The sequence below is a fragment of the Microbacterium pratiae genome (genome assembly GCF_047302165.1).
Lineage (GTDB): Bacteria > Actinomycetota > Actinomycetes > Actinomycetales > Microbacteriaceae > Microbacterium.
In genome coordinates, this window is record NZ_CP154843.1 from 2,047,965 (window position 1) to 2,059,163 (window position 11,199).

Here is an 11,199-nt window from a genome sequence, read left to right on the forward strand (position 1 = left end):
CGGGGGAGGCGTCAGCCGCCGAGAGCGCTCAGCCAGGCCTTGCGGGCGCTGAGCGCCTCTTTCGCCTGCTTGATGGCGCGCTGGTCGCCGGAGGCCTCAGCCTCAGACACCTCGGCCTCGAGCTTCGCGATCGCGTCGTGCAGCTGCGACAGCATGTCGCCCTGACGTGCCTTCGTCTCGGGGTTGTTGTTCTTCCAGTCGGCGTCCTCGCGTGAGCGCACGGACTGCTCGACCTTCCGGAGCTCGTCGTCGAGGGCGCGCTCCTTGTCGCGGGGGAAGATGCGACCGATCTCGTCCCAGCGGCGCTGGATGCCGGTGAGGAGCGCCCGCGCGGCGGCCGTGTCCTTCTCGGCGGTCACGGCGGCGGCCTCGTCGAGCAGGGCGCGCTTGGCGACGATCTTCTCCTGCGACGCCTCGGCGTCGGCATGCTCGCGCTCGGCACGTGCGCCGTAGAGCGCGTCGCCCGCGGCCTTGAATCGCGCCCAGAGGGCGTCGTCGGCCTTCTTGCCGGCCCGACCGGACTGCTTCCACTGCTCGAGCAGGTCACGGTACGCGCCGATGCCGTCCTCGCCTCGCGGGGCAAGAGCTTCGGCACGCTCGATCAGGCGCTGCTTGGCGTCGCGTGCGCTCTTGTGCGTCTCGTCGAGGCTCGCGTAGAACTCGCGGCGGTGCTTGTCGATCGTCGACCGCGCGTCGCGGAACCGCTTCCACAACTGCTGGCCGATGCCGCGGGGCAGACGCGGGCCATCGGCCTGGTGACGCTGCCAACGCTCGAAGAGGTCGTTGACCTCGGCGGACGTCTGCTTCCACTGGATCGACTTGGGGTCGCGAGCGGCGATGGCCTCGATCGCATCGACGAGCGCGGTCCGCTCGACGATGGCCGCATCGAGGGCCTGCTTGGCTTCCGCGGCCTCGGACTCGGAAGCGGCGTCAAGCGCACCCTCGAGCGCGACGAGGCGCGCCTCGAGGGCGGCGAGGTTGCCCACGGCGGCAGCTCCCGCGATGCGGGACCGGAGTGTCGTCACCGTCGACCGGAGGTCGGTGGCCGACGCTCCGCCGCGGCGGTGGCGTACCTCGACGAGCGTCACCTCGCCGGCGAGGTCGGAGAACTTGCGCTGGAAGTAGGCGAGCGCCTCATCCGGCGTGCCGTCGGGGTACTGGCCGACGACGCGCCACTCATCCCCCTCGCGCACCGAGACGGTGCCATCGTCGTCGACGCGACCCCACGGGGCGTCGTCGGCGGGGGTGATCGTGGAGTCAGGGGTGGAAGTCACGGAAGGCACCTCGTCGCGGCTCGCGCCGCATGGGGGTCAGGTCGGGGGACAGCCTAGTACGGAGGGGGTCAGGGCGTCGGGATCGTCGCCGGAGTGGAATCCGATGGCGTCGGGGTCGGCGTCGGAGTCGAGGTCGCGCTCGGCGACGGCGCCGGCGTCTCGGCGGGGCTCGGGGCCCCGGGGCCGGCCGTGAAGTACGCGATCTGGGCACCCAGCGCGGCGACGATCAGGACACCGCCGGCGATGGCGGCGACGAGGTTGTCGCGCGACCGGCGCCGGGTCAGACCGTCGTGGTATTCGCGACGGGCGGCGTACAGACGAGCGCGTTCCTGCGCCGCACGATCGTCCCGGTTCTTTCCGCGACCTGCCACGTTGCCTCCTCCACGCCCCGTTCCGGGCCGCTCAAGCCTACGGCGACGGCCGGGGCGGCGACAAAATCCCCGTGTCCGTGAGCGCGACTAGCCTGAGAGGATGACCGATTCGAGCGCGCTCTTCTCCGGGCAGACGCCGCTCGCCGTGCGCATGCGCCCCACTTCGCTCGACGAGGTCGCCGGACAAGGGCATCTGCTGCGGCCGGGCTCGCCCCTGGTCGCGCTCGCATCACCGGACGGCAATCGCGCGGGCGCGGTCTCCGTCATCCTGTGGGGGCCACCCGGAACCGGTAAGACGACACTCGCGCAGGCGATCGCCCGGTCGTCGGGACGCCGCTTCGTCGAGCTCTCGGCAGTGACCGCCGGAGTCAAGGACGTCCGCGAGGTGATGCAGGAGGCGATGACGCAGCGCGATCTGTACGGCATCTCGACGATCCTGTTCCTCGACGAGATCCACCGCTTCACGAAGGCTCAGCAGGACGCCCTCCTCCCGGGGGTCGAGAACGGCTGGGTTCTGCTCATCGCGGCGACGACCGAGAATCCCTCATTCTCCGTCGTCGCTCCGCTCCTCTCCCGTTCGTTGCTGCTCACCCTGCAGCCGCTGAGTGACGACGACCTCGGCGGACTCATCGACCGCGCCGTCACGGATGCCCGCGGACTCGCCGGTTCGATCGTCCTCGCCGACGAGGCGCGGACGGCTCTCATCCGGCTGGCATCCGGCGACGCCCGACGCGCGCTGACGTCGCTCGAGGCGGCGGCGACGATGGCCGAGCCCGTCGAAGGCGATGCGGCCCCCGTCATCAGCGCCGATCACGTCGCTCAGGCCGTAGACCGCGCCCTTCTCCGGTACGACCGGCAGGGTGACGAGCACTACGACGTGATCAGCGCCTTCATCAAGTCGATCCGCGGGTCGGACGTCGATGCCGCCATGCACTACCTCGCGCGCATGATCGAGGCGGGCGAGGATCCGCGGTTCATCGCCCGGCGCCTGGTCATCTCGGCATCCGAGGACATCGGCCTCGCCGATCCGCAGGCGTTGACGATCGCCGTAGCCGCGGCCGACGCCGTCGCCTTCATCGGGATGCCGGAGGGACGCATCCCGCTCGCAGAGGCGACGGCCTACCTCGCGACCACCGCGAAGTCGAACGCGGCGTACAACGCCATCAACGCCGCGATCTCCGACGTCCGCGCCGGGGGATTCGGCCGCGTCCCCAAGCACCTCCGCGACGCGCATTACGCCGGTGCGAAACGACTCGGGCACGGCAAGGGCTATGTGTACCCGCACGACCTCGAGGTCGGAGTCGCCACGCAGCAGTACCTTCCCGACGAGCTGCGCGGCAAGCGGTACTACGAGCCGACCAACCGCGGCGTCGAGCGCGAGATCGGCGCGCGGGTCGATAAGCTCCGGAAGATCCTGGGGGACTGAGCAGTGGACGACACCGTGCACGATTGGACGCTGCTGGGCTCGTCGCCGGTTTTCGACGGCTACGTCCGCGTTCGACGCGACCGCTACCGGCTGCCCGACGGAAGCGAGAGCGACTGGGATGTCGTCGACGTCGGCGACACCGTCGCCGTCATCGCCCTGACCGCGGACGACACCGTCGTCCTGTTCGACCAGTACCGGGTCGGCCCGCAGCGCGTCTTGGCCGAGCTGCCCGGTGGCCTCATCGATCCCGGCGAGGATGCGACGAGCGCGGGCGTGCGCGAACTGCGAGAAGAGACCGGCTACCGCGCGGGTGCCGTCTTCGATGCCGGCGCGGAGTGGGCTGCGGCGAACGCTCGCCGGCGTCGGCACGTGATCATCGCTGCCGACTGCGTGCGCGTCGCGGAACCCGAATGGGGCGAGCACGAGACCGGGCGGGTGCGGACGATTGCGGCATCCGCCCTGCTCGACCACCTGACGGCGGGGCAGAGCAGCGACAGCGGCCCGGCCGTGCGCGCGCTCGTCCGGTTCGCGGCGGCGCCGAACGTGGACCCCGCACTCAGTGCGACGCAATCGCGCGTGCGCACGCTTCTCTCGTCGTTCTCCTCACGTGACGACGTCGGCGCGGAGGACGCCGCGGACGCCTCGGATCCGTTCGACGCGTTCTGGGATGCGGCGGGCGACAAGAGCGCAGACGCGCTGTGGGCGGAACTCGACGAGATCGCCGCCGGGGCCGACGACGCGGTGCGCAGCTACGAGCGCGCCTCACTGCACGACTACCTCGGCGAAGAGGCTGAGGCGATCCCGCTGTACCGGACGGCTCTCGACAGCGGGCTGACCGGCGAGCGGCGCTCGGCGTGCATCATCCAGTTGGCGAGCTCGCTGCGAAACGTCGGGGATGCCTCGGGCGCGCTGGCGCTTCTGCACAGATTCCCCGACACCGATCGCCTCGCAGACGCAGCCCGGGCCTTCGAGGCACTCGCGCTGTTCAGCGATCAGAAACCGGCGCCCGCACTGCGCACCGCATTGCGGGCTCTAGCGCCGCATCTGCCGGCCTACCGCCGTTCGGTCGAGGCGTACGCTGCCGAGCTCGTCGCACCGCATCGCATTCGCGCGATCTCCGTGGCCGTCGTCGTCTCCGAGGGGTATGTCCTCGCCGAGGAGTACGCGGGCGCCGCCGGTTCGGGCCCGTTCCTCCGCGCCCCGGGCGGCGGCATCGAGTACGGCGAGACGGCGGCGGCCGCGATGCGTCGCGAGCTGCGTGAGGAACTCGCCGCCGAGGTCGATGAGCTGAGGCTGCTCACGGTGAGCGAGAACATCTTCGACAACGGCCGGAAGAGCGGCCATGAGATCGCGCACGTCTTCGCGGTGCGCAGCGTCGTGCTCGAAACGCTGCCGCGGGGTGAGCATCTCGCCGTCCTCGACGGCGACACCTCCGTCGGCTGGCATCGCATCGCCGACCTACGCCGGGACGCGACACCGTTCTACCCGCACGGCATCCTCGATCTCGCTGCCGCGGTCGACGCAGGCGCCGTCTGATAGACTCGACCGGCTCGAAGCCCAGTTTTCGGGCATCCCTCTCTTTTGATCAAGACCTCTCGGCGTGCCCCGGCGTGCAGTCCGAGACGGGCGAGGAGACGGAGATACGTCCGTGAGTCGTGAACGTCGCGACCACGTCATCGGAAGGAGAGCTTCGTGACCACGAAGTCTCAGGACCGCCGCAAGGTCCGTCTGTCGCGCGCCCTCGGCGTCGCGCTGACCCCGAAGGCCGCCCGCTACCTCGAGAAGCGTCCCTACGCTCCCGGCGAGCACGGCCGCACCAAGCGCAAGGCCGACAGCGACTACGCCGTCCGTCTCCGCGAGAAGCAGCGTCTGCGCGAGCAGTACGGCATCCGCGAGAAGCAGATGCGCAACACCTTCAACGAGGCCCGCCGCAAGGACGGCCTGACCGGTGAGAACCTGGTCGAGCTGCTCGAGATGCGTCTCGACGCGCTCGTCGTGCGCGCCGGTTTCGCCCGCACCACGGCGCAGGCTCGTCAGCTCGTCGTGCACCGTCACATCCTTGTCGACGGTCAGCTCGTCGACCGCCCGTCGTTCCGCGTGAAGCCGGGCCAGCTCATCCACGTCAAGGAGAAGAGCGAGTCGCTCGAGCCGTTCCAGGTCGCAGCCGCCGGCGGTCACGCCGACGTCCTGCCCCCGGTCCCCGGTTACATCGAGGTCGAGCTCGACAAGCTGCAGGCACGCCTCGTGCGTCGCCCGAAGCGCGCCGAGGTGCCCGTCACGTGTGACGTGCAGCTCGTCGTCGAGTACTACGCCGCGCGCTGAGTCGTCCGGCTCGCTGAGTCTCAGCACTGCCGCGAAGGGCGTCGGGTTCTCCCGGCGCCCTTCGTGCTTTGCGCCTAACATGGATGCCATGAAGAACGCGCTGTGGTTCGTTTTGGGCGTCGCCGGCGGTTTCGTCGCCGCGCACGTGGTCAACAAGGATCCGCGCGGTCACGAGATGCTCGCCGAGGTCGATGCGCGGATCTCCGAGTTCGCCGACCGGATCGGCGATGCCTACCGCGAGCAGGAAGCCCGCATCGAGGGTCTCGCAGCGGACGTGAAGGGCGCGGCCTCCGACGCCCTCGACTCGGCTGCGAACGTCGCCGACGCCGCGCGCGACGCGGTCGCCAAGGCCACGAACGCCGACTCCTCACACTGATACCTGCCCCGATCGAGACGTCGTGCCTCCGGGTGCGACGCCGATGCCTGCCTGCCGAAGGAACCCGATGAAGACCGCCGAGATCGCCCAGCGCTACCTGGACTACTTCGAGAAGAAGGGGCACACCATCGTGCCCTCCGCATCGCTCGTCACCGATGACCCCGCGCTGCTGTTCACCGTCGCGGGAATGGTCCCCTTCATTCCGTACCTCTCCGGCGACGTCCCCGCGCCGTATGCGCGAGCCGCCGATGTGCAGAAGTGCATCCGCACCAACGACATCGAAGAGGTGGGCAAGACGCCCCGCCACGGCACCTTTTTCCAGATGCTCGGCAACTGGTCGTTCGGCGACTACTTCAAAGAGGGCGCCATCTCGTTCGCCTGGGAGCTGCTGACCAGCCCCGAGTCGGAGGGCGGCCTCGGGTTCGACCCGAAGGATCTCTGGGTCACGGTGTACGAAGAGGACGATGAAGCGCGCGAGCTGTGGCTGAAGCACTCGACGCTGCCGGACGAGCGCATCCAGCGTCTCGGGAAGGACACCAACTACTGGAGCACCGGTCTGCCCGGTCCCGCCGGTCCCTGCTCGGAGATCTTCTTCGACCGCGGCCCCGCGTACGGCATCGACGGCGGACCGGCGACCGACGACGACCGGTACGTCGAGATCTGGAACCTCGTGTTCATGCAGTACGAGATCACCGACGTGCGCTCGAAGTACGACTTCACGATCGTCGGCGAGCTGCCGAACAAGAACATCGACACGGGCATGGGGCTCGAGCGCGTCGCCTTCATCAAGCAGGGCGTCGACAACATGTACGAGACCGACCAGGTGCGTCCCGTGCTCGACAAGGCCGTCGAGCTCTCGGGCAAGACCTACGGCGCGAACCACGAGGACGACGTGCGTTTCCGCGTCATCGCGGACCACGTCCGGTCTTCGCTGATGCTGCTCTCCGACGGCGTGACCCCCTCGAACGACGGGCGCGGATACATCCTGCGTCGTCTGATGCGTCGGGCCATCCGCTCGATGCGCCTGCTGGGCGTCGACGGACCGAGCTTCGCCGAGCTGTTCGCAGCGTCGCGCGATGCGATGAAGGAGGCGTACCCGGTCGTCGAGACCGACTACGCGCGGCTCTCGCAGTACGCCCTCGCCGAGGAGGCGACCTTCCTGCGCACCCTCGCTGCGGGATCCGAGCTGCTCGACGAGTCGGTCGAGCAGGCCAAGAAGGCCGGTGCCGGCGAGCTGAGCGGTGCGCAGGCGTTCCTTCTGCACGACACCTACGGCTTCCCCATCGACCTGACTCTCGAGATCGTCGAAGAGGCAGGGCTCAGCGTCGATCGCGGCGCCTTCGACTCGCTCATGCAGGAGCAGCGCGAGCGGGCGAAGGCCGACGCACGGTCCCGCAAGGGGCAGCTCGCCGACACGAGCGTCTACCGCGACTTCCGCGCGCAGGGCGAGACGGTGTTCACGGGTTACACCGAGCTCGAGACGGGCTCACGGGTGCTCGGAATCCTGGTCGGCGGCGTCTCGGTCGATCGCGCCGCTCAGGGCGAGATCGCCGAAGTGATCCTCGCCGAGACGGCGCTGTACGCCGAGTCCGGCGGCCAGGTCGCCGACAAGGGCGTCATCGTCGGTCCTGGCTACGAGCTCGAGGTGCTCGACGTCCAGAAGCCGGTGCCCGGTCTCGTCAGCCACACCGTCGAGGTCACGACGGGCGAGGTGGCAGTCGGCGAGGCCGCGACGACGGTCGTCGATGCCGCGAACCGCCGTGCGGCGCAGCAGGCCCACTCCGCGACGCACCTCGTGCACGCGGCACTGCGCGACACGCTCGGCAAGTCCGCGACTCAGGCCGGTTCGCTCAACCGCGCCGGTTACCTCCGTTTCGACTTCTCGTGGGGCCAGGCGCTCTCGGCCGAGACCCGTACGGAGATCGAGGAGATCGCCAACAACGCGGTCCGCGACAACCTCGAGGTGACGACCCGCATCATGTCGCTCGACGAGGCGAAGGCCGCCGGCGCGATGGCCCTCTTCGGCGAGAAGTACGGCGAGACCGTCCGCATGGTCGACATCGGCGGCCCGTGGTCGCGCGAACTCTGCGCGGGCACCCACGTGGCGTCGAGTGCCGAGGTCGGCCTGATCAACCTCGTCGGCGAGTCGTCGGTCGGCGCCTCGAACCGCCGTGTCGAGGCGCTCGTCGGTCAGGACGCCTTCCGCGAGCTCGCGGCCGAGCGGGCGATCGTGTCGCAGCTCACCAGCTCGCTGAAGACCCCGCGCGACCAGCTCGCTGCACGTGTGGCCGAGCTCGCCGCGAGCCTCAAGGCCGCCGAGAAGCGGATCGCGCAGTTCGAGGCGCGGGCGCTGGCCGACCGGCTTCCGCAGCTCGTGTCGACGGCCGCCTCGTCGGGGCCGTTCCAGATCGTGGCCGAGTCGCTGGGGACAGCAGGCTCGGCGGATGACGTCCGCACCCTTGCGCTGCAGGTGCGCGATCGGCTCGGTGCCGACGCGGCGGCGATCGTCGCACTGGGGGCCGTCGTCGGAGAACGTCCCGTCGTGGTGGTCGCGACGAACGACGCTGCGCGCTCGGCCGGCGCCAAGGCCGGCGTGCTCGCGAAGGCCGCGGCAGCCGCTCTGGGCGGCGGAGGCGGCGGACGCGACGATGTCGCGCAGGGTGGCGGCACGGATGCGTCGGCGCTTCCCGACGCGCTCCGCGCCGTCCGCGACGCGGCGGGCACTCTGTGAGCGGATTCCGTCCCGGCGTGCGCCTGGGAGTCGATGTGGGCACCGCCCGCATCGGCGTCGCGCGATGCGACCGTGACGGTCTGCTCGCCGTGCCGGTCGAGACGGTGCCTCGTGGCGACGGCGACGTCGCGCGGATCAACGCGCTCGCGGCCGAGTACGACGCCGTCGAGCTCGTGGTCGGACTGCCCGTCGCGCTCAGCGGGCGCGAGACGGCATCGACGGCCGACGCGCGCGGTTTCGCCGAGGCTCTGGTCGCCGCGGGTCACCCCGTGCGGCTCGTGGATGAGCGCTTGAGCACCGTCAGCGCGCACAGCGCTCTGCGGGGTTCGGGCCGCTCGCAGCGATCGTCTCGTAGCATTGTTGACCAGGTCGCCGCCGTAGTGCTCCTCCAGCAAGCACTCGACGTCGAGAAGAGCACCGGTAACCCGCCCGGCGCTTCCGTCGCACCCTCGCAGGAGCACCCCTGACATGACTGACCGTCCGCCGCACGACAACGCCGTCCCGACCAGCCGGCGCGCCGCGCGTGCGGCCGCCCGGAGCTCGGCGCCGGAGCCGGCGGAGGTGCCCGCGGCATCCGCACCGGCACCCGCTCCCGCCTCGCAGCACCTGGGGCACGGTCCCGCGTCAGAGGTGCGGGAGCAGCGCGAACCCGCTTCGCGAGAATCGGCGCCGCGTGCTGTCCAGACCGCCTCGGCGCCCGCCCCTGGGACCCTGGACGCCTTGTTCACGGGCGAGGTGAGCACGCACGACGTGGGCGACGTCCCGAGCCGCCACGACCGCGACCGGAAGAAGAGCCGCATCGCCAAGTGGGTGGTGCTGATCGTGATCCTCGCGATCATCGGAGGCATCGGCGCCGGCGCCGCGTGGGTCTGGAACACCTACGAGACGCAGATCCGGTCCGTGATGGGCTGGGAGGAGCCGAAGGACTTCGAGCCCGGCGAGGCGACAGGCGAGGCGCTCGTCACCGTCGTCGACGGCGACACGGGGTCGACGATCTCTCAGACGCTCTTCGATCAAGGCGTCACGAAGACCCCGACGGCGTTCTACGACCACCTCATCGCAACGGCCCAGAACCCGACGTTCCAGCCCGGCGTCTACGCGCTGCAGCAGCGCATGACCTCGGAGGCCGCCCTCGACCTCATCCTCGACCCGGCGAGTCGACGGCAGAACGCCGCGCAACTGCGGGAAGGGCTGACGCTGGACCAGACGGTCGAGGTGCTTGCGCAGGGCACGGGGATGTCGGCGGAGGACTTCACCTCCGCCATCGCCGACCCCTCCGCCTATGGTGTCTCCGCCGACACCCTCGAGGGGTGGCTCTTCCCGGCGACGTATCAATTCGATCCCGGTCTGTCGGCCGCCGACATCGTCCGCACGATGGTCGACCGCACCGTCGAGTCGCTCGATGCCGCGGGTGTTCCTCAGGAGCGCCGCGAGGAGATACTCACGACGGCATCCATCATCCAGCGCGAAGCGCGCCTGTCCGACGATTTCTACAAGGTCTCCCGCGTCATCGCGAATCGCCTCGCCGACGGCATGCCCCTGCAGATGGACTCGACGGCCCAGTACGGGTACGACGAGATGCACGACGGCACGGCCAGCTCGTCGGCGGAGGCGCTCGAGGACGACAACCCCTGGAACACCTACGTCCGGGCGGGACTGCCGGCCGGACCGATCGCCAATCCCGGCGATGAGGCGATCGACGCGGCGATGAACCCTGTGGACGGGCCGTGGCTGTATTTCGTCACCTGGAACATGGATACCGGCGAGACGATCTTCTCGGCGACCTACGAGGAGCACCAGGCCGGCATCGAGCAGTGGCACGCGTGGTGCGACGCGAATGACAACCGCGGCTGTTGAGCCATCCGCGGGAGCGCCGCGCCGGTTCGAGGTGTGGGGCTCGCCGATCGAGCACAGCCGGTCACCCGTGCTGCATGCCGCCGCCTACGGGCAGCTCGGGTTGCCCTGGCGGTACGGGCGACGACAGGTCGACGAGACGTCGTTCGCGCGAGAGCTGGCGTCGCTCGGCGAGGAGTTCCACGGGCTGTCGTTGACGATGCCGCTGAAGACGCTCGCATGCGAGGCCGGTCGGCGGCGGGATGCCGCAGCGACCGCCACCGGCGCCGCGAACACGCTCGTCCGGGTCGGCGACGGCTGGGCGGCGTTCAACACCGACGTCGGCGGGCTGTCCGCCGCCCTCGCCGAGATCGGCGCATCCGAGGCTCCCCGTGCCCGGATCGTCGGAGCGGGCGCGACCGCGACTTCCGCGCTTCTCGCCCTCGAGCGCATCGGGGTCGGTCGTGTCGACATCGCGGCACGACGGCCGGCTGCGGCGGAGCCGCTGCTGAGTCTTGCGGCGCGTCGAGGCATGACGGTGACCGTGTCTCCGCTCGAGGCCCCCGCCGGGGACGTCGACCTGACCGTATCGACCCTGCCGGGCGACGCTCCGGTGGCGGATGCCGTCTCGGCCGGGCTCGCCGCGGTCGGGGGAACGCTCTACGACGTCGTCTACGGCACCTGGCCGACAGCGCTCGCGCAGGCCTGGCTGGCTGCCGGTCGACCGGCGCACCCGGGCGCGACGATGCTGCTCCACCAGGCGGTGCTGCAGATCCGCATCTTCGCCTCGGGCTCGCCGGACGAGCCGCTGCCCGGCGAGCCGGAGGTCGTCGCCGTCATGCGCCGAGCGCTCGTGGGAGGATAGA

At 70.3% G+C, this 11,199-nt stretch carries 10 protein-coding genes; 8 read left to right on the forward strand and 2 right to left on the reverse strand.

Annotated elements, in window-relative coordinates; all coding sequences use genetic code 11:
- Positions 1–11 precede the first annotated feature (11 nt).
- Together AA0Y20_RS09625 and AA0Y20_RS09630 are read right to left on the reverse strand one after the other, a co-directional pair.
- Positions 12–1,274, reverse strand: coding sequence for a DUF349 domain-containing protein (locus tag AA0Y20_RS09625; RefSeq protein ID WP_412939016.1), 1,263 nt, complete (start codon positions 1,272–1,274; stop codon positions 12–14).
- 68 nt (positions 1,275–1,342) lie between these two features.
- Positions 1,343–1,645, reverse strand: a complete 303-nt coding sequence (locus AA0Y20_RS09630) for a dioxygenase (RefSeq protein WP_412939017.1) — start codon at positions 1,643–1,645, stop codon at positions 1,343–1,345.
- A gap of 100 nt (positions 1,646–1,745) precedes the next feature.
- On the opposite strand from AA0Y20_RS09630, the gene AA0Y20_RS09635 reads away from it, so the two are divergent.
- The 8 genes from AA0Y20_RS09635 (at position 1,746) to AA0Y20_RS09670 (ending at position 11,198) form a co-directional block, all read left to right on the forward strand.
- Entirely contained in the window at positions 1,746–3,071 is a 1,326-nt protein-coding gene (locus tag AA0Y20_RS09635; RefSeq protein ID WP_412939018.1) for a replication-associated recombination protein A, read from the forward strand.
- 3 nt (positions 3,072–3,074) lie between these two features.
- A complete protein-coding gene (locus AA0Y20_RS09640) occupies positions 3,075–4,607 on the forward strand; it encodes a tetratricopeptide repeat protein (protein WP_412939019.1) in 1,533 nt (510 codons plus the stop codon).
- Between the two features lie 156 nt (positions 4,608–4,763).
- The gene (rpsD, locus tag AA0Y20_RS09645; RefSeq protein ID WP_091499036.1) at positions 4,764–5,393 is read left to right on the forward strand and encodes a 30S ribosomal protein S4; all 630 of its coding nucleotides are present in this window, start codon (positions 4,764–4,766) and stop codon (positions 5,391–5,393) included.
- An 88-nt stretch (positions 5,394–5,481) separates the two neighbouring features.
- Entirely contained in the window at positions 5,482–5,769 is a 288-nt protein-coding gene (locus AA0Y20_RS09650) for an ATPase (protein WP_412939020.1), read from the forward strand.
- A gap of 67 nt (positions 5,770–5,836) precedes the next feature.
- Positions 5,837–8,500, forward strand: coding sequence for an alanine--tRNA ligase (gene alaS, locus AA0Y20_RS09655; protein WP_412939021.1), 2,664 nt, complete (start codon positions 5,837–5,839; stop codon positions 8,498–8,500).
- Entirely contained in the window at positions 8,497–8,967 is a 471-nt protein-coding gene (gene ruvX / locus AA0Y20_RS09660) for a Holliday junction resolvase RuvX (protein WP_412939022.1), read from the forward strand. Before alaS ends, ruvX begins: the two co-directional genes overlap by 4 nt.
- Before the next feature lies 1 nt (position 8,968).
- On the forward strand, positions 8,969–10,357 hold the full coding sequence (gene mltG, locus AA0Y20_RS09665; RefSeq protein WP_412939023.1) for an endolytic transglycosylase MltG: 1,389 nt from the start codon (positions 8,969–8,971) through the stop codon (positions 10,355–10,357).
- Entirely contained in the window at positions 10,338–11,198 is an 861-nt protein-coding gene (locus AA0Y20_RS09670; RefSeq protein ID WP_412939024.1) for a shikimate dehydrogenase family protein, read from the forward strand. Before mltG ends, AA0Y20_RS09670 begins: the two co-directional genes overlap by 20 nt.
- Position 11,199: the final 1 nt, after the last annotated feature.

Excerpts from the sequence above, each read along its gene's own strand:
- AA0Y20_RS09670 (WP_412939024.1), top strand. The coding sequence starts at position 10,338 with ATGACAACCGCGGCTGTTGAGCCATCCGCGGGAGCGCCGCGCCGGTTC.
- mltG (WP_412939023.1), top strand. The coding sequence starts at position 8,969 with ATGACTGACCGTCCGCCGCACGACAACGCCGTCCCGACCAGCCGGCGC.
- alaS (WP_412939021.1), top strand. The coding sequence starts at position 5,837 with ATGAAGACCGCCGAGATCGCCCAGCGCTACCTGGACTACTTCGAGAAG.
- AA0Y20_RS09650 (WP_412939020.1), top strand. The coding sequence starts at position 5,482 with ATGAAGAACGCGCTGTGGTTCGTTTTGGGCGTCGCCGGCGGTTTCGTC.
- AA0Y20_RS09635 (WP_412939018.1), top strand. The coding sequence starts at position 1,746 with ATGACCGATTCGAGCGCGCTCTTCTCCGGGCAGACGCCGCTCGCCGTG.